Raw genomic sequence first — 18478 nt, 5'->3', positions numbered from 1 at the left:
CTGGACTGCGAGGCACTGGGAGAAATAGCACTGCTTGGATATATGGTCAAGATAAAGGAGTTTTGCTTATGTTAGAAAGTATTGTATTTATTCACTCTTGGACGAGATGGCTCATCGCACTATTATTGCTTCTTGTTTTGTATCGTTCATACATAGGATGGTTTAAAAAATCAGAATATACAAAAAAAGATCACATTTTTGGTGGAGTTTTGCTCGGATTGACTCATTTACAACTCGTTATGGGGCTCATTCTTTATTTTGCTTTAAGCCCAATCTCGCAAGCTGCATTGAATAATATTAGCATTACTATGAAAAGCACAGTTCTTCGATTCTGGGGAATTGAGCATATTTTTACAATGCTATTATTTGTTATTTTTATTCAAATTGGCCGGATTAAAACTAAGAAATCTAAACTTTCTGTCCAAAAATACAAATCTTCAGCAATTTATTGTACAATAGCCGTTATTTTATTGCTATTAGGTACCCCTTGGACTTTTCGCAAAGAAATTGGTAGACCTAATTTCATGGGATTTCCAAGTGGTTTAAACAAATAAAATTATAAATAAGCGTTAGAAAGCCTTTTATGCAAGATACTCAAGCAACTCCTGATCAAAGAATGGTAAAAATAGCTAAAGTTGGGATTACTGAAGTAAATTATCCCATCCTTTTTGAAGATCTAAATCAAACAACACAAAGTGTTTTACCATCAACTGCAAATTTCTCTTTTTTTGTTGAGCTACCCGCCCATAAAAAAGGAACTCATATGAGCCGTTTTCCAAGTGTTCTTTATGAATTTGGTTCTCACTTAAACCTTCAAAAACTTGAACAAATGGCAGAAGAAATCAATAATCGCTTGGAAAGTTCCAAAGCTTATATTAAAACCTCCTTTCAATATTTTTATGAAAAAGAAGCACCTATATCTAAAATTAAAGGCATAACAAATGTCGATGTTACTGTTGAGGTGAGCTCAAATCTTAACACAAAAATGAATGAAATTATTTTACAGGTAAAAGTTCCCATCAAAAGTCTTTGCCCTTGTAGTAAAGCAATTTCTGAATACGGAGCACATAGTCAACGTAGTTTTATTACACTAAAACTTTGGCAACCCACACTTTCTATTCATGATTGCATTGATATTGCAGAATTATCAGCAAGTTCTGCAGTATATCCAATTTTAAAAAGAGTAGATGAAAAATTTGTTACTGAAAAAGCATATAACACTCCTAGATTTGTAGAAGATTTAGTTCGTGAAGCGGCTATTCACCTAAAAGAAAAAGATAACAAATTAAAATTTGAGATCACTGCTGAAAATTTTGAATCGATTCATAATCATAATGCGTGGGCACAAGTGATGAGTGAAGACTTATTTTGATATTATTTTAAATTCTTGCTTAGTATCGTTCTAGAAATACACAAAATCTTGAACACGATTGCTAATCCATTTTTTAATCATATGCTTTATCTTTTCATATCTATTTATTTTGTTATTTTAGATTTAATATTTTTTTAACTTTATTTTGTCTAAAGGAATTTATGAAATCTTTCATCATTTTTATTAAATATTTCATCTTAATTTTTATTGTCATCAATATTCAGCAATTCATTTTCGGTCTAAATTTAGAAATCAATGGAGTACGTGGAGAATCTAATTGTACTGCCAAAATAAATAATAAAACATATTCTTGCGTTTTAGGAAAAAACAGTACGACTTCAAATAAAAAAGAAGGTGACTTGTCCACGCCGTTAGGAAAATATCCTATTAGAAAAATCTTTTATAGAGAAGACAGAATAGGTAATAAAATTAATAGTTTAAAAATTCCCCTTCAAAAAATACAGAAAGATGATGGTTGGTGCGATGATCCTCAATCGCCCCATTATAATAAATATATAAAACTTCCTTTCCCTTATTCTCACGAAAATTTATGGCGAGATGATCACCTTTATGATATTATTTTAGTCATAGGATATAATGACGAGCCTGTTGTCAAAGCTAAGGGAAGTGCAATATTTTTACATGTAAAATCTTCTACGACCAAATCAACTGCGGGTTGTGTTGCCTTTAGTGAAAAAGATTTAATTGAAATATTAGAAAATTTAGACTCTTCATCACAGATCATAATCCAATGATTTTTTTTAGCTTCAAAAATTCATCGGATTTTACTTAGTAAAATTAATATTAATGCCACTTAAGTGTTGAGAATGTATATTTAGAAAAAGAACATGTACCTAACTTAACTGACATTATTTATTAAACACTCTAATTATTTATCTAAAATTTATTTTTTTATAAATCAATCTATTATTTTTAATTATAATTTTTATTTACAATTCATTGCCTTAATATTTTTAAAGAAACATTTTTTATAATATTGATTTCAAAAAATTTAATTGATATCAAAATATTTACTCATTATGAATTAACTTTAATTCATAAATATTAAGTAATGCTTATTTTGAAAGTTAAAATCATGAAATTACTAACAGTAATTATAATATTTATAATAAACTTTGAAGTGCACGCAAAAATAAATGAAAAATCTTATTATTCAAAAATATATGAAGATAGTAAAATAGTTTCTTTTCTTAAAGAAATAAAAAAAACTCATGATTTAAATAAAAAAATTAAAACTACAACAGAAAAGACAATTGTTTCTTCTCTTAAAAAAAAATTACACTCATTAAATTCTAAACTGATTACTGAAATAGAAAAATTTCCAAATAAAAAAATTGGCCTACTTTTTCTTGCCATTGTTAATCCAGACAAAAATGAACAATATGAAATTGACTTTGATGTTTTAGATGCTGGTATTGCTACTGTAATATTGCAAAAAAAATCTAATTTTATTAGTATTGAGGATTTGAGAAATGGATATCAATTTATATTACCAGAATTAAATGTACATAAATTAAAAAACAAATCACCTATTAATAATTTACTGCTTTATCAAATTTTAAAAGATAAAAATTTATTATCAAAGTTAACACCACAACAAATTGAAAAGACTTTCATTTCTTCAGCTTATTCAAAATCCTCTACAGATGAAAGAATTGATTATGCCATTCAAATGTTGAATACTAACTTTGATTTAATAGATAGTAGTTGTAATTTAACAAAAGTATTATTAGATCTACACAAAGATATTCTAATTAACTTTATCCCTATAACAAACGATAATTATAGATATCATCTGTATGATTTTTTGATAAAAAAATTTATTGAGAATAAAAAAAATAATAGTAATTTAATGCTTTACTTAAAATTCAATGGAAATAATTATGAAATATTTAATTTTTTGGATATTTCTAATATCCAATATAAAGATGTACAAGATTTTTTTGATATTTCACTTGATTTAAATGAAAATTATAAAATTTCTGATTATAGCTTCCATCGCAACACAGAATTCCAACTTCCTAATAAAGAATTAGCATTAACTATCTATAAAATAAAAAAATCATACTTACGCGAAGAACAAATAATTAAAGCTTATTTAAAAGCTATACATCTCAAAAAAAATAAAAAACTTCTTTTTCCTGAACTTGCAGAAAAAATATTTAAAGATTCAAAAGAATATTTCAAAAGTAATCCTATTTTATTAGAAAGGACTTTAATTCATACTAGTCAATTTAACTCAAATTTTTTATTTAGTAATAAAAAATTACTTGATGAAACAATTTCTTTTATTACAAGAGAAAAAATTCAGTTAAATTATGAAATAATTGGAAATATTTATTTGAAAATAACAAAAAATATTAATAAAAACAGAAACGAATTTCTATATATTGCACAAAACTTACTCAATTATTTGTTTATCTTAAATGAGTTTAAAGCTAGTAATTTAGAAGCTTACTATTAAATTAAAATTTTTTTTATAAAATAATTAAAACAATTATTTTAATTTTTAACATTAAATAATCATAATAAATATTTTAAAAAAAGAAAATTTATAAAGATATTTATACAAATTTTTAAAAAATTAAAACAAAAAAATAAAAATTAATAATATTTTAAATAAATTTATATAATTAGTTTTTCCTAATTAATTTCTGCAATTTTTTTGCTAATAATGAACATTTGTGATAGTTAAAACAACAATTAAATAGTTACTAAAATAAAATAATATTTGTAACTAATTTATTTATTTTATGTATTTTTTATAAATACAAGAATTAAAAGGAAGTAATATGTCTTTCGTCTGCAAAATTTTAAATAAATTTAAGCAACCAACAGCACTCCCAGAAGTGATAGATCCTAAAAAAATCGATATTGATTATAAATATTGGCGTATAAGAATTTTTTATTCAATGTATATTGGTTATGCCGTATACTACTTTACAAGAAAATCATTTACATTTGTAATGCCAAACATAGCAAGTGATTTACAACTTGATAAAGGAAGTCTTGGTTGGATTGGAAGCGTTTTGGCAATAAGTTATGGAATTAGTAAGTTTGTAAGTGGTATATTGTCTGATCGCGCAAATGCGCGCTATTTTATGGCCTTTGGCTTAATGGCAACAGGTGTATTAAATATATTATTTGGTTTGTCTTCCTATTTTTGGTTATTTGTATTTTTCTGGGCTTTAAATGGCTGGTTTCAAGGTTTTGGTTGGCCCCCTTGTGCAAAATTTTTGAGCTATTGGTATGCTCAATCAGAAAGAGGAAGATGGTGGGGAGTTTGGAATACCTCACATAATTTAGGAGGCGCCATCATTCCAATAATTATTGTTTTTCTCGCTAATATTTATGGTTGGCGATATGCAATGATGATAAATGGATTTTTTGCAATTTTAATAGGAATTTTTCTAGCAAATCGTTTGCGTGATACACCAGAAAGTCTGGGTCTTCCTTCAATAGAAAAATACAAAAATGAAGAAAAAAATATAATAAATGATCAAAATAATAAATCATTAAAAGAAATATTCTTTAAGTATATCTTTAAAAATAAGTATATTTGGCTATTAGCTTTTGCATATTTTTTTGTTTATATAGTTAGAATTGTTATGAATGACTGGACTATGCCTTATTTGATTGAGAAAAAAGGTTACAGTAATTCAACAACAGCAGGTACTGTTATTGCAGCATTTGAAGTAGGTGGTTTTTTTGGAAGTATAGTAGCTGGTTGGTTTTCTGACGTCATTTTTAAAGGTGGACGAGGTTATGTAAACTTTCTTTTTGCTTTACTAATGGGAATATTTATAGTCTTTTTCTGGCAATTAAGTGCAGGATATATTTGGTTAGATACTATTTTGGTTGGTGCCATAGGTTTTTTTGTTTTTGGTCCACAAATGTTAATAGGTATCGCAGCTGTTGAACTTTCTCATAAAAAAGCAGCAGCTACTTCAACTGGTTTTATAGGATGGATAGGTTATTTAGGAGCGTTTGTTGCAGGCGGCCCAGTAGGTATGATTTTAGATAAATTTGGTTGGGAAAGCTTTTTTATAACTCTAATAACATGTTCGGCTATCTCAATTTTTTTCCTAGCATTCCTTATAAAAGCAAAAGCCTATCAAGAAAAATAAATTGATAAATTTTAATTATATTTTTTAATTATTTTGTCAATTGTTCCATTATTTTTCAATTTTTTAATAGCTGAGTTCATTTTTTCTAGAATTTCTTGATTATTAGGATATTTTTTTGAGACAATTAACATATTGCCAGTATTTTTAAAATCAGAAATCCTTATACTTTTTATTCTATCTAAATTAGGAAGTTTTAGAGATTTAATCTCAGATTTTAAAACTATAATTCCTTCAACAATCGCGTCTATTCTATTATTAAGAAGTTTTTTTAAGAGAGAAGAATAATCGCTAGATTCTTCAAATTTTATTTTCAAATTTTGAAAATATTCTGAATAAAAACTTCCACGTATTATTCCTATTGTTAAATCAAGCTTTTTAATTTCATTTAATGAAATTTCACTACTTATTTTTATTTTATCTTTATAAATAAAAATATAAGGATCTGCAAAAAAAATGGGTTCACTATAAAAATATTTTTCTTTCCTTTCATCAGAGTATGCATAAGGAAAAGCTGCAAAAGCTTTCCCATTTTCTAATAAATATTCACATCTTAACCAAGGTAAAAATTGCAGACTACAATTTAAATTTGCAAGTTCACATACTTTTTTTACAATTTCTACAGCAATTCCATTTCCTGGAATTAGCTGAGAACTATAAGGTGGATATTCACCAGTCAGAATAATAATATCATTATTTTTTGGATAAATTTTAAGAGTAAAGAGAGATAAAAATGTGAATATGAAAAAAGTTTTTATATACACAAGTTTCCTCTACTTCAAAAATTAGTGAGCAAATAAAATAATTACAAAGCTTTATTTAAACTGTTAAAACTTCTTTTTCTTTTTGTGCGCATAATTCATCCACTTTTTTAACATAAGAATCTGTTAATTTTTGGACTTCATCACTTGCTCTTTTTACTTCATCTTCAGACCATCCATGTTCTTTTTGAAAAGCTTTAGCCTTAGTGTTACCTTCTTGGCGATGATGACGGACTGCTACTTTAGCCTCTTCACCAATTTTTTTAACTTGCTTAGCAAGTTCTTTCCGGCGATCTTCTGAAAGTGCAGGGATTGGTATACGAATAATTTTACCATCATTATTTGGTGTCAAACCTAAGCCTGATGTCAAAATAGCTTTTTCTACAGCTGATAACATACTTTTATCAAAAGGATTTACTGTGATTAATCTTGCTTCTGGAGTTGCTAATGTAGCAATTTTTGTCAAAGGCATTAAAGAACCATAGGATTCTACACGTACATCATCTAGCAACGAAGCCGATGCACGTCCTGTTCTTACTTTTTGTAAGTCAGATTGCAAAGAAGAGATTGTTTTCTCCATACCTTCTTTTATTTTACTTATTAATTGATTTTTATCCATGATAAATTCCTTTCTTAGAAACTAAAAAAACAAAAAAGCAGTTAAAAACTGCTTTTTTATACAGAACCTATACTACAAATCACCAGCCAACGCTGCTTCTTTTAAAGTTTTTTCTAATTTTTTCAATACCGCTCCAAACTAATTCGCCAGTAGAAATATTTACCAATTTCATTTCGATTTGATATTGCACAGAGCTCTTTCCACCTTGTTTAGATACAATACTAGAAATAGCACCAGATAAGAAAAAGTCGGCTCCAAATTGATTTCCTGGACCTTTTACATGTCCTTTTTTAACAACACCAGATTGTTGATATTTGTATTCATCCAAAATTTTCTTTCTTGCATCACCATCTAAGAAACGGACTTTTCCATCATTCAAAATTTGGGAGCGCAGATCTTCAAATAATGCTTTAGTATCAATTATTTCACTCGTTCTATTTTCCATATCATCAACAAGCACAAACGGTCTATCAGAGGACTTTTTTTGCATATCTTCGCGCCAATTTTGTACCCATGGAGCAGCAGACATATCTTTTACCATTTTTTGAACAGTTAATGTTGCATCTGTAGGATTCCATTTATCATCAATAATTTGCGCTTGATTTGCATCTCCATAGTCACCCTCAAATGAGGCGCAGCCAGACAAAGCGAGCGAAACTGCTAATAAAAGAGGTGATATATAGATTGCTCTTTTAGAATTTAACATTTAAAACCCTTTCTTTTTTAATAACAAAAAGCAACATAGGCATTCCAATTTATAAATAAATTGACCGCTGCTAAGTATATGCTTTTTACAAGGAGACTTGCAAGACCTTCACTTCATGCTTAATGTTCTCAGGGCTTAAAGCGTCAGTTGAGTTGAGGAAAACTTTATGGTGAAAAAAGCGTCTATTGCTGTAGGAAAAAATATTGAATTTGATTTTTTAATTATTGGTGGAGGAGTTGCTGGTGCTTCTGCCGCCTTAAAACTGAGTCAATTAGGAAAAGTAGCTCTAGTTTCAAAAGAATCTCTATTTGAATGTAATACACGTTGGGCTCAAGGAGGAATAGCCTCTGTATTAAGTGAACAAGATAGTTATGAAGCACATACTCAAGATACTATAGCAGCAGGTGGTGGTTTATGTCATGAAGCCACAGTAAGAAAAGTTGTTGCTGCAGGCCCAGCAGCAATAAAAGAATTAATAGAAATGGGTGTTCCCTTCACTCCCAAAGATCCCAATAGTCAAATTGATTTTGAGTATCATTTAACACAAGAAGGTGCACATAGCGCAAGAAGAATTATACATGCTGATGACATGACTGGTGCAGCTTTACAAAAGACACTTGTTGAACAAGTGGCAAAAAATAGCAACATTCATTTATTTGAATTTCATACAGCAATTGATCTTATTGTAACTGATAAAATATGCCCTGATTTTTCAAGAAATAGAGTTCTTGGTGCTTACATCATAAATGATAAAGAAAATATAATTTCAGCTTTTTTGGCAAAGGCAACTATATTAGCAACTGGTGGACATGGAAAACTATACTTATATACCACTAATCCCGACGTCGCTGCTGGTGATGGGGTAGCTATGGCTTGGAGAGCTGGTGCGAGGGTAGCTAATCTAGAATTTATGCAATTTCACCCTACTTGTTTATTCCATCCAAATGCAAAAAACTTCTTAATTTCTGAAGCGCTACGCGGGGAAGGGGCCATTTTAAAATCTAAAAGCGGTAAAAGATTTATGGAAAATGAGCATCCATTAAAAGAATTAGCACCCAGAGATATTGTTGCAAGAGCTATTGACTCTGAAATAAAAAGAACTGGCGAACCTTATGTTTTACTAGATATTTCACATAAAAACCCTGAATTTATTCAACAACATTTTCCTGGAATTTATGCAAAGTGCTTAAGTCTAGGGATAGATATTACAAAAGAACCAATTCCTGTCGTTCCTGCAGCACATTATAGTTGCGGAGGAATAGTTACTGATCTACGAGGGAGAACAGGGATCAAAGCACTTTGGGCTATAGGCGAAGTGGCTTGTACTGGATTACATGGTGCAAATCGATTAGCTTCCAACTCTTTACTCGAAGGCCTTGTTTTTGCTCAGTTTGTTTATGATGATCTAAAAGTTCTTTGGCCAGATTTACAAAACTACAGATTACCAGAAGTTCCTCCTTGGAAAATTGGCAAAGCCTGTGAACCTGATGAAATGGTTGTAATAAGTCAACTTTGGGATGAAATTCGGCGAACTATGTGGAACTATGTAAGTATTGTTCGTACTGAAAAGCGACTCGCTCGAGCAGCAGCAAGAATAGATCAAATTTGTCAGGAAATAGAAACGTATTATTGGAATATCATTCCAAGTAGATCCTTAGTAGAAGTAAGAAACTTAGCTGTAGTGGCTCAACTTACAGTTAAATGTGCGCGTATGCGAAAGGAAAGTAGAGGGATCCATTATTCTTTAGATTATCCTTACACAGATGATGTAAATTATAAGAAGGACACTGTTGTTTTAAGTTAAAAGTAAAATATTTGGAGAGCCGCATGTTTATCTCGTTAATTATTCCTACATACAATGAAAGCAAAAACGTACCCATCCTTATTGAGAGGATATCAGAAGCGTTATCAGATGTGAAAAAGGAAGTGATCATTGTTGATGATAATTCACCAGATAAAACATGGGAAATAGCCAGAGCACTGAGTGCTCAATATCCTTGGCTACGAGTAATCAGAAGAATGAATGATAGAGGTCTGAGCTCAGCAGTACTCGCTGGTTTTGAAATTTCCGAAGGGGAAATTCTTGCGGTTATGGATTCAGACCTTCAACATGATGAAAAAGCATTGCTAAACTTCATAAAAGCATTCGAAAATGGGGCTGAAATCGTCGTTGGTTCAAGAAAAGTAAAAGGTGGTGGTATAGAAGACTGGAGCAAAAGTCGTATGTTTATTTCATGGGTTGCTACAGTTTTAGCTAAAATTGCTTTACCAAAATCTATTAGTGATCCCATGAGCGGTTTTTTTGCCTTAAAACGAAATGTATATGTTATTCATAAAAATGAAATAAATCCTAAAGGATTTAAAATTTTACTAGAATTCTTAGCGCGTGCTAAAAATAATAAAATAGAAGAAGTTGGGTATACTTTTAAGAGTAGAGTACATGGTGAAAGTAAATTATCCAGTAAAGTTATATTGCAATATATTCATGCTCTATATGATTTAAGTATTGGGCAAATTATTCCAACTCAGTTTATAAAATACATTTCCATAGGAACGACTGGCTTAATTTTTGCTACCATTAGCTTATTTATCTGCCAATATTTTCTTCATATATCTCAATCAAACTCCCTAGCTATATCAATTGAATTAAGTATTTTAACAAATTTCTTTTTAAATAATTATTGGACTTTTAAAAATAACAAATTAGTTGGTTTTAAAAAAATTCTTCGAGGATTAATTACTTTCCATGCAATTTGTTTAGGCGGCGCCTTAATCAATCAAGCTATAGCTCTTAAATTAATAACTTTAGGCTTTACAGTTTATTTAGCTAATGCATTTGGATATTTTATTGCAGCAATTTGGAATTATATTATTAACATAAATATTACATGGAAAGGAAAAGCTTAAAATGGCTAATTATATTTACAATATGGTACGACTTCGGAAGAATATTAATGGAAAAGATATCTTGAAAGATATTTATTTGTCTTTTTTTCATGGTGCTAAAATTGGAGTTATTGGTTCAAACGGCGCAGGAAAATCTACATTATTAAAAATAATGGCAGGAGTTGATAAAGACTTCGCAGGAGAAGCTTTTCCTCAAAAAGGAACTAAAATTGGATATTTACCACAAGAACCAAAATTAGACCCAAACAAAACAGTCTTTGAAAATGTTGAAGAAGCAGTTAAAGATATTAAAGATCTAATTCGTAAATTTGACGCTTTGAATGAAAAGTTAGGTGAGCCTCTGGAAGACGATGAAATGAATAAAATTCTTGAGCAAACAGCTGTGCTTCAAGATGAAATTGATGCAAAAAATGCTTGGGAAATTGATAGAACGATAGAAATTGCAATGGATGCATTAAGATGCCCTCCTGGAGATTCTAAAGTAACAAATTTATCAGGAGGTGAATTAAGAAGAGTAGCTCTTTGTAAATTACTTATGGAAAAACCAGACTTGCTTTTACTTGATGAGCCGACAAACCATTTGGATGCAGAAAGTGTTCAATGGTTAGAAAGATATTTAAAAGAATTCCCAGGTACGCTTGTTACCATTACACATGACAGATATTTTCTCGATAACGTTACAGAATGGGTATTGGAGTTGGATAAGGGAGAAGGAATTCCTTGGCAAGGTAACTATTCCTCTTGGCTAGATCAAAAAACAAAAAGATTATCTGAAGAAGAAAAACAAGAATCTGCTCGCCAAAAAACTCTTAAAAGAGAGTTAGATTGGATGAGCATGTCACCTAAAGCAAGACAAGCTAAAAGTAAATGGCGTATAAGCGCATACAATGAATTACTAAAAGAACAAAATGAAAAACAAGAAGGATTACGAGAAATAATTTTCCCACCAGCACCAAGATTAGGTGATAATGTGGTTGAAGCTTCTAACTTAACAAAATCATTTGGTGACAAATTACTTTTTGAAAACTTAAATTTCAAACTACCTCCAGGTGGTATTGTTGGAATTATTGGACCTAATGGAGCTGGTAAAACTACTTTATTCAAAATGATAGCTGGCTTAGAACAGGGCGATCAGGGTGATCTTAAAATTGGTGAAACAGTTAAAATAAGTTATGTTGATCAAAACAGATCAACCTTAGATGGAGATAAAACTGTTTTCCAAGAATTGAGTCAAGGGAAAGAAATGATCCAAGTTGGAAGTCGTGAAATTCCAGCTAGATCTTATATCTCAAGCTTTGGTTTCCGTGGTGCAGATCAACAAAAAGCTGTTGGAAAGCTTTCTGGTGGTGAAAGAAACCGTTTAAATTTAGCTAAAATGGTAATGAATGGTGGAAATTTACTACTTTTAGATGAGCCTACAAATGATCTTGATGTCGATACTTTACGTGCACTTGAAGATGCTTTGATGTCTTTTCCTGGTTGCGCCGTTGTCATTAGCCACGATCGTTACTTTTTAGACCGGATTGCTACACATATTCTTGCTTTTGAAGGTAACAGTAGTGTTGTTTGGTTTGAAGGAAATTATCAAGATTACATGGCGGATAAAAAACGGAGACTAGGTGATGACGCTGTGAATCCTAAACGTTTAAAGTTTAAAAAACTTGTTCATTAAAATTTTAGTATTAAAAAATACTTATTCAAATAAAGCATGATTTTTAAAATCATGCTTTATTTTTTATTAAAATTATAAAGAAGTGTAAAAAAAGCTTTGTTTCAATAAAAAATAATTTTATCTTGACAACATTCATATCATTTTCTTAAAATTACTCATAATTTAAAGGAAGTTAATAATGCTAAAAATTTTGTATTTTTTAGAGCTTTTGATTTGGATTAACATTTCAGCATATGCTGCAGACAACTCTATTTTGATTCAATATCAAAATAGGCCGCCTTTTTTTATTGATAATACTACAACAAAAAAATTAGATGATGGAATTGCTTTTCATTTAATAGATAAAATACTGAAAAGAGCTCAAATAAACTTTTCATATGACAATCAGCCTTTGATTCGTACACTTATCAATATAAAAGAAGATTCAATGCCAGTTTGTTTCCCATTTGCTTATAAAAGTGTTGACAGAGAAAAATTTGCTTTATTTAGCAAAGCTTATTTTAAATCTTCAAAATTAGTTATTCCAATAAAAGAAAATGATCAAAGATTTACAAATATCAAAACATTAGAGCAATTAATGAATAATAACACTTTAAAACCAATACTAAAAATTGGTTATAATCACGAAGAGGAAGTGGCTAGATTACTTGAAAAGTATAAAAATTATTCTATTTATAAAAAAGAAAATGATATAAATCAACACATAGTATTAAGTTCAAAAAATCAAGAAGAAATGTTAATTCAGGTAATAAATAATGAAGGTGATTATATTATATTAACCCTGGATGAATTTAACTATTACAGAGAAAAAAATCCTTTTATTAAAAAAAATACAAAATATGTGGAATTAGTGGATCAAAAAAACGTTATTCGGCATTTTATGTGTGCTAAAAAGGTTGGAAAAAATGTAATTGATAAAATAAATCTAGCAATTGATAGTTTGAACAAAAAATAAAGGAAATTGAAAAAATGCTTTCTTCTAAAATTAATTTAAAATTTTTCGTTTCGTTATGTGGATTTATACTTTGTAATAATTCTTTTGCTTGGAAAAATCATGCTTTAATTACCGAATATTCTATAGAAAAAACAAATATATTAATCAATAAACCTCAGGTTAAAACAGAATCTTTAGAAAATTTTTTAAATAGTACTTATTCTCAAATTCCAGCTGTATTAAATAAAGTTGACCTTTGGGCTATTGATAAAAGTCAACACAATAATTTCATATTTAATCCAGTTCCATCTGACTTAAAATTTACCGCTGTAGCAGGTGACCCTAAAATAGTTGAAAAATTTTTAGTATCTTTAAGAATTAACCCAACGCTAAAGTTCCCTTTATATCTCCAAATACTTCCAGGTGAAAAAACAAAAGAAAATTCGGTTTTAATTGATAATTCAGAAATATTTTTAAAAGCAATTGAAAAAGAAGTTGGTGAATATAAGTTTGCTAAATTAAATGAAGGAGAAATGGTAAACTCACTAGCTGTTTTAGCTACAGCTTCGGATGAACCTGATTACGGCAGTGATATTCATTTATTTGATGATAATGAGAAAGAATTTAATTACAAATATCAATTTGGCACACAACCATTTGGCAACCCAAATTTTGCAATAAGCAGTCAAGCTCCTTTTCACATGGGGTTTTATCATGAAGCAAGTTTAGTTTATAGTGTTGCTGGATATTTGAAAAAAACTTACGCTGAATATAGAATTAAATTAAATATTGAATTAGCTGAACTAGCCTTTCAAACAGGACATCCATATTGGGGATTAAGATTTTTAGGTTGGGCTCTTCACTACGTCCAAGATTTAACCCAACCTTATCACAATACTCCTTTACCAGGGTATTCAACAGCTGATTTAATAGGATTAAATATTCTTGATAAATTAGAAGGTGCTCTTTATAAAACAAATAAAAAATTAAGTGATACAATCAATGTAGTATCAAATCGTCACTTTATTTTAGAAAAGCTTGTTTATGAAGAAACCGTATTAGCAAAAGAAAATAAAAATTATAATTCAATAATTATAAATCATATGCAAAATACTTCATTAGATAGTAATTATCCACCTTTTGATGATAATTATGTTAGAAATGTACTAACAAAACAAGCCGTAAAATTTGCGAAACCTACATATGGGAGTTATATCTTTTGGAAAGTTAATAATGATATTTCTTCAATTATAGCAAGATCGTTTCCGGCGGAATATTCAATTGATCCTAAATACATATTCCAAGATTCTTTTCCAGCTTTACAAATACTAAATAATCAACCTGAAAAACAAAAAATACAAATGATTGATGTTACCTGTAATCTTATGAATAATGCAGGTAGTCATACACGAAATGTAGTAAAAAGTGTTTTAGATAAAATCAATTTTTAGTAGCACTTTTCTTTAATAGAATATTCAATTGTTTATCAAACATAGCAGCAAATTTATGTTTATCAGTCGTTTGCATTTGCGGAGGACCACCTTGAATAAGTCCTCCTTCCCGTAACATTTGATTAAAGTTCCGATAAGATAGTTTTTCTGATATTGACTGGATATTATATAACTCGCCACGAGGACTTATTGCGACTCCTCCTTTTTTTACAACCAAATCAGCTAAAGGAATATCAGCGGTTATAACAAGATCATCCGAAGAGAGTTCTTGCACAATATATTGATCTGCCCCATCAAACCCTTTAGCTACTTGAATCTGTGAAATATGCAAAGATTTTGGGAACTTTATGGCTTGATTTGCAACTAATATTGTTGTTATTTTTAATCTTTCAGATGCTTTAAAAATAATTTCTCTTATGCCAACTGGACAAGCATCGGCATCAATCCATATTTTCATTTTTCTCCTCAATCATATAAAATTCACATATCACTCTAGATTTTCAAGCTAGAGTGACTCTTAAAACTAATTGGAGCACAATTGTGAAAAACCTAAACCACAGTATTCTTATCTTTTTCATAAGCTTAATGCAATTAAAAGTAATTGCATTAGAAAGAAAATTGAAGATTATTGTCGAAGAAACTCCTATACGAAGCTATTTAGAAGAAGCTCAAACTGAAAAAAAACCAATTAAAAAAGATCCAAATGAAAAGGCTACAGATACAAAAGAAGAAAAAGGTGGAGACAATATTTCGCAAAAAAAACTTGTTGGTTCAGATATAGAAATAGCAACTAAATTATTTACAAGATTAAATATCCCTATTGAATTTGAACTTGTGCATTGGACTCAAGTATTACCTAAAATTATTTCAGGTGAAGCAGATTTGGCTTTAGGAATTGAAAAAAAAACAAAGTTTGATAAATATGTTATTTTTCCAAGGCTTCCGACATATACTAAAAATTATAGTTTTTATGCATTAGCAAAACATGTACAAGAAAATCCCATCATGACATTTGAAGATGCGCTTGCTCACAATTATAGTGTAGGTATTTTAGTTGGATTTTCATACCCAAAAATATTTTGGGAAGCTTATCCTTTTGAAAACAAACAATTAAATAGCCATTTAATTGAAGGAAGAAGCTTACGAACAAATCTAATAGGGTTAAAAGAAAAGAAATTTGATCTTATACTTGCCGACAGAGAAAGGACAGATGTATTGTTAAAAAAAATAGGTGCTGAAGAAAGTATTTCTCGTTTTAAAAATATTCTTTTTTGGAAAGAATTTTATTTAGTTTTTTCAAAAAAAATGGTAAATGACAAGTTCCCCGATTTAAAGTCAAAAGTTGAAAGAGAATTATATAAAATGACTGAATCAGAGCAAATAAAAGAAATTAATGAAACGTGGATATTAAAAGGTATAAATTAAATGCTATGTAAATTTCGAAAATTTAAATCCCTTTTATTTGTAATCATGCTTCTAACATGCTCTAGTTGTGTTAAATTATGGCTTGGGACTCCGGAAATTGGTTCGAAATCTTATCCAATAGAATTTTATTTAGCTAATTCTTATTATTTAAAAGAAAATGATTCAATTGATAATTTTCAAAAATGTCTCGAAGAAAAAACGGGATATCATCTAAAATTCAATTTTGTTCCTGATGAAAAGGCTGTTTTATCTGCATTGCAACGTGGTAATGCTCATTTTGGTCTTTCATCAGCTTTAGGTTATATCAGTGCAGCAGAAAAAAGTTCCTTAAAAAGCGTGTTACTTTTAACTAAAAAGGGATCTGCAACAAATCGAGCAATCATAGTAGGAAATTCAAAGTTTTGGAAAAGTCTAATGATAAAATCAAATCAAATAAAAAGATCCTTTATTTTATCTAATGAAACAATTATAAAATTAAACAATGAATTAACAATGGCTTACTCAGATCCTGAAAGTGTGATTGGTTTTCTTTTACCTAGAATGTTTCTTTTTCAAAAAGATATTTTTCCTTATGCTGCTATTTTTGCAGGTAGCTACAATTCAGTTCTTGAGGCATTAAATGAAAATTTGGCAAATTTAGGTGCAATTTCAGAGTCTTTTTTAGAAAAAAAATATCCCAATTTATCTCAAATACAAGCAGGTGTTCAATTTGGAGATTATATTATAATAGCTGTTACCCCAAGTTTACCTAGCAGTACTATCATAGAGAATCAAAACGTCCCAGCACAAATAAGTATTTCTATTATTTCTGGTTTTGACCAGTGCACTCATAAAAACTCTACTGAATTTAAAAAAATATTTGATTCAGACGGCGTACTAAAATCAAATGAAAAATTATTCTCAGTTACAAAAGAGCTTTATCAATTTCAACAAGAAAATATTAGAGTCTTAACTAAACAAGATAATTAACTAATCAATTTTTTTGTATAATCTTCAAAGATTCAGAAATAAATCAATTTTTATGTCAAAATATTTCTTTACTTAAAATTTCGTTCCGCCAGTTCAAAACTAAATCCTGATAAATATCAATACAGATATAATGTAAAGGAACAAATTATGGCTTTTACCATTTCACCAAACGACATATTATGGTCACGAACTGGAGATCCTGTAAGAGTTGCTGCACGCAATAATAAAGATGGAAAGATCATTTTAGATACTAATTTTGATAATATTCAAGATGTAGCAAAAATTGGAATTAAAAATGGTTTAGAACCTGAACAAAAAGCTGCTTATAGTTTGCATTTATCAGATATTCAAAACAATGATGATAGACATCAAGAAATAAGAGATTTATACAATAGAATAACTGAATTGAAACAAGAAAACACTGACCCAAGAGTTATTAAATATTTAGAAAATGAACTTCAGTTCAGAATTGTGCGTGAGAAATTTACACCTGAAAATTTTGCAGTCGATGCAATTACATTAGGAATTTAGAGAAAGAACTTCAAAGGAGTTATTATTATGGTTTATATTCCACCACCTTCTAAATCGGCATTTATTCAATTAGGCGATTATGTTCCTAAAGTTGGTATTTATACAAACCCAGGTATTGTTGCAGAAAAAAGAGATGATGGAACAATCGTAATTGATACGAATAAAGATAGTATTAAACAATATCACAGACACTCAATCACAACTGGGTTAACTCCAAACGAAAAAGAAATTTTTAATGATATTATGGACGATGTTATGTCAATGAGTGAAAATTCAGAACGTATTATTGAACTCCAAAAAAGAATTGACTCTCTAAAAAATACACCAAAAAATAAAAAAGTTTCTGATTTCTTAAGGAATGAACAAGCGCAATTGATACGTTGGTCAAAAGACTTACCTCGTGTGTATAATACGATGCCTGAAAAATTAAGATAACAGAGTTGAATTAGTGATTTACAGATGTTTAATTTGCAACAATATTGTTATCTTCATAGTAAATTATAAAATAACATACCAATAATTATTTTTAATTTTTTTTTCTCACTATTTAATAGTTATTTTAACTTGATAAAAATATAAATTATTTATTGCCAGTAATGTTATTTTTTCATCCTCTTTTCACTTCTGCAATATTTAGACTTTATCTATTCATTTTAGATATCAAAAAAATTTATGCTTCTATGAAAAAAAACGATAGAAAAATTCATTCTTAAACAAAAAAATTAATATATCCTTAATAAAACTGTCTTATTTTTTGTTGATAAAAATTTTGTTTTTTATCAAATTTTAACCAATTGATTATTTCATAATTTACTATTGACTTTACACCAACATTTAAGATATCTAACCAATATGCTCGATGTAGATTCCTGTTTTATATTTTCCGTTTCAGTAACAATCTAGTCCCTTTGAAGATTAGTATTAATACTAACTTACTAAAGGAATTTTCTTATTAAATATTGAAACTATATCTATGAAATATATTA

General features: G+C 29.1%; 18 protein-coding genes. 14 read left to right on the top strand and 4 right to left on the bottom strand.

Translation table 11 applies throughout. The features are described from left to right. Window positions 1-68: 68 nt before the first annotated feature. From GOY08_RS03025 to pgtP, 5 genes are all read left to right on the top strand, one after another. On the top strand, window positions 69-554 hold the full coding sequence (locus GOY08_RS03025) for a hypothetical protein (RefSeq protein ID WP_158997089.1): 486 nt from the start codon (window positions 69-71) through the stop codon (window positions 552-554). A 29-nt stretch (window positions 555-583) separates the two neighbouring features. Next, window positions 584-1372, top strand: coding sequence for a GTP cyclohydrolase FolE2 (folE2, locus tag GOY08_RS03020; RefSeq protein ID WP_158997088.1), 789 nt, complete (start codon window positions 584-586; stop codon window positions 1370-1372). Window positions 1373-1533: 161 nt separating this feature from the next. Then, window positions 1534-2127 carry a L,D-transpeptidase family protein gene (locus tag GOY08_RS03015; protein WP_158997087.1) on the top strand — a complete coding sequence of 198 codons (594 nt, stop codon included), beginning with the start codon at window positions 1534-1536 and terminating at the stop codon, window positions 2125-2127. Between the two features lie 341 nt (window positions 2128-2468). Next, window positions 2469-3857: a hypothetical protein gene (locus tag GOY08_RS03010; protein ID WP_158997086.1), complete on the top strand. Its 1389-nt coding sequence runs from the start codon at window positions 2469-2471 to the stop codon at window positions 3855-3857. 328 nt (window positions 3858-4185) lie between these two features. After that, window positions 4186-5520, top strand: a complete 1335-nt coding sequence (pgtP, locus tag GOY08_RS03005; RefSeq protein ID WP_158997085.1) for a phosphoglycerate transporter protein PgtP — start codon at window positions 4186-4188, stop codon at window positions 5518-5520. 11 nt (window positions 5521-5531) lie between these two features. On the opposite strand, the gene GOY08_RS03000 is transcribed toward pgtP, so the two are convergent. The 3 genes from GOY08_RS03000 to lpoB all read right to left on the bottom strand — a co-directional run bounded on the left by GOY08_RS03000 (window position 5532) and on the right by lpoB (window position 7603). Then, complete coding sequence (locus GOY08_RS03000) at window positions 5532-6281, bottom strand: substrate-binding periplasmic protein (RefSeq protein ID WP_158997084.1); 750 nt, start codon at window positions 6279-6281, stop codon at window positions 5532-5534. A gap of 55 nt (window positions 6282-6336) precedes the next feature. Next, window positions 6337-6897 carry a ribosome recycling factor gene (gene frr, locus GOY08_RS02995; RefSeq protein WP_158997083.1) on the bottom strand — a complete coding sequence of 187 codons (561 nt, stop codon included), beginning with the start codon at window positions 6895-6897 and terminating at the stop codon, window positions 6337-6339. 79 nt (window positions 6898-6976) lie between these two features. Further along, a complete protein-coding gene (gene lpoB / locus GOY08_RS02990; protein WP_158997082.1) occupies window positions 6977-7603 on the bottom strand; it encodes a penicillin-binding protein activator LpoB in 627 nt (208 codons plus the stop codon). A 166-nt stretch (window positions 7604-7769) separates the two neighbouring features. Here lpoB and nadB point away from each other — a divergent pair, with 166 nt between their 5' ends. The 5 genes from nadB (at window position 7770) to GOY08_RS02965 (ending at window position 14567) form a co-directional block, all read left to right on the top strand. Then, entirely contained in the window at window positions 7770-9407 is a 1638-nt protein-coding gene (gene nadB, locus GOY08_RS02985) for an L-aspartate oxidase (protein WP_158997081.1), read from the top strand. Between the two features lie 23 nt (window positions 9408-9430). Next, window positions 9431-10510, top strand: coding sequence for a glycosyltransferase (locus GOY08_RS02980; protein WP_158997080.1), 1080 nt, complete (start codon window positions 9431-9433; stop codon window positions 10508-10510). A 1-nt stretch (window position 10511) separates the two neighbouring features. Further along, window positions 10512-12182, top strand: a complete 1671-nt coding sequence (gene ettA / locus GOY08_RS02975; protein ID WP_158997079.1) for an energy-dependent translational throttle protein EttA — start codon at window positions 10512-10514, stop codon at window positions 12180-12182. A 178-nt stretch (window positions 12183-12360) separates the two neighbouring features. Beyond that, entirely contained in the window at window positions 12361-13137 is a 777-nt protein-coding gene (locus tag GOY08_RS02970; protein WP_158997078.1) for a type 2 periplasmic-binding domain-containing protein, read from the top strand. A 14-nt stretch (window positions 13138-13151) separates the two neighbouring features. Next, window positions 13152-14567, top strand: a complete 1416-nt coding sequence (locus GOY08_RS02965; protein ID WP_158997077.1) for a phospholipase C/P1 nuclease family protein — start codon at window positions 13152-13154, stop codon at window positions 14565-14567. Here the strand turns inward: GOY08_RS02965 and GOY08_RS02960 are convergent. Next, window positions 14557-15024, bottom strand: coding sequence for a YaiI/YqxD family protein (locus GOY08_RS02960; RefSeq protein WP_158997076.1), 468 nt, complete (start codon window positions 15022-15024; stop codon window positions 14557-14559). The genes GOY08_RS02965 and GOY08_RS02960 overlap by 11 nt on opposite strands. Before the next feature lie 83 nt (window positions 15025-15107). Between GOY08_RS02960 and GOY08_RS02955 the strand changes: the two genes are divergently transcribed. The 4 genes from GOY08_RS02955 (at window position 15108) to GOY08_RS02940 (ending at window position 17927) form a co-directional block, all read left to right on the top strand. Next, on the top strand, window positions 15108-15992 hold the full coding sequence (locus GOY08_RS02955) for a substrate-binding periplasmic protein (RefSeq protein WP_158997075.1): 885 nt from the start codon (window positions 15108-15110) through the stop codon (window positions 15990-15992). Continuing rightward, window positions 15993-16961, top strand: coding sequence for a phosphate/phosphite/phosphonate ABC transporter substrate-binding protein (locus tag GOY08_RS02950; protein ID WP_158997074.1), 969 nt, complete (start codon window positions 15993-15995; stop codon window positions 16959-16961). Between the two features lie 147 nt (window positions 16962-17108). Further along, window positions 17109-17492 (top strand): hypothetical protein, encoded by a 384-nt coding sequence (locus tag GOY08_RS02945; RefSeq protein WP_158997073.1) that lies wholly within the window; start codon window positions 17109-17111, stop codon window positions 17490-17492. 27 nt (window positions 17493-17519) lie between these two features. Beyond that, complete coding sequence (locus tag GOY08_RS02940; protein ID WP_158997072.1) at window positions 17520-17927, top strand: hypothetical protein; 408 nt, start codon at window positions 17520-17522, stop codon at window positions 17925-17927. Window positions 17928-18478: the final 551 nt, after the last annotated feature.

Source organism: Pigmentibacter ruber (assembly GCF_009792895.1).
Lineage (GTDB): Bacteria > Bdellovibrionota_B > Oligoflexia > Silvanigrellales > Silvanigrellaceae > Silvanigrella > Silvanigrella rubra.
This window is presented reverse-complemented; position numbering and strand designations above follow the sequence as displayed.

Bases quoted from the DNA above. Each gene is read 5' to 3' on its own strand.
- GOY08_RS03025 (WP_158997089.1), top strand. From the start codon at position 69: ATGTTAGAAAGTATTGTATTTATTCACTCTTGGACGAGATGGCTCATC.
- folE2 (WP_158997088.1), top strand. From the start codon at position 584: ATGCAAGATACTCAAGCAACTCCTGATCAAAGAATGGTAAAAATAGCT.
- GOY08_RS03015 (WP_158997087.1), top strand. From the start codon at position 1,534: ATGAAATCTTTCATCATTTTTATTAAATATTTCATCTTAATTTTTATT.
- GOY08_RS03010 (WP_158997086.1), top strand. From the start codon at position 2,469: ATGAAATTACTAACAGTAATTATAATATTTATAATAAACTTTGAAGTG.
- pgtP (WP_158997085.1), top strand. From the start codon at position 4,186: ATGTCTTTCGTCTGCAAAATTTTAAATAAATTTAAGCAACCAACAGCA.
- frr (WP_158997083.1), bottom strand. From the start codon at position 6,897: ATGGATAAAAATCAATTAATAAGTAAAATAAAAGAAGGTATGGAGAAA.
- lpoB (WP_158997082.1), bottom strand. From the start codon at position 7,603: ATGTTAAATTCTAAAAGAGCAATCTATATATCACCTCTTTTATTAGCA.
- nadB (WP_158997081.1), top strand. From the start codon at position 7,770: ATGGTGAAAAAAGCGTCTATTGCTGTAGGAAAAAATATTGAATTTGAT.
- GOY08_RS02980 (WP_158997080.1), top strand. From the start codon at position 9,431: ATGTTTATCTCGTTAATTATTCCTACATACAATGAAAGCAAAAACGTA.
- ettA (WP_158997079.1), top strand. From the start codon at position 10,512: ATGGCTAATTATATTTACAATATGGTACGACTTCGGAAGAATATTAAT.
- GOY08_RS02970 (WP_158997078.1), top strand. From the start codon at position 12,361: ATGCTAAAAATTTTGTATTTTTTAGAGCTTTTGATTTGGATTAACATT.
- GOY08_RS02965 (WP_158997077.1), top strand. From the start codon at position 13,152: ATGCTTTCTTCTAAAATTAATTTAAAATTTTTCGTTTCGTTATGTGGA.
- GOY08_RS02960 (WP_158997076.1), bottom strand. From the start codon at position 15,024: ATGAAAATATGGATTGATGCCGATGCTTGTCCAGTTGGCATAAGAGAA.
- GOY08_RS02950 (WP_158997074.1), top strand. From the start codon at position 15,993: ATGCTATGTAAATTTCGAAAATTTAAATCCCTTTTATTTGTAATCATG.
- GOY08_RS02945 (WP_158997073.1), top strand. From the start codon at position 17,109: ATGGCTTTTACCATTTCACCAAACGACATATTATGGTCACGAACTGGA.
- GOY08_RS02940 (WP_158997072.1), top strand. From the start codon at position 17,520: ATGGTTTATATTCCACCACCTTCTAAATCGGCATTTATTCAATTAGGC.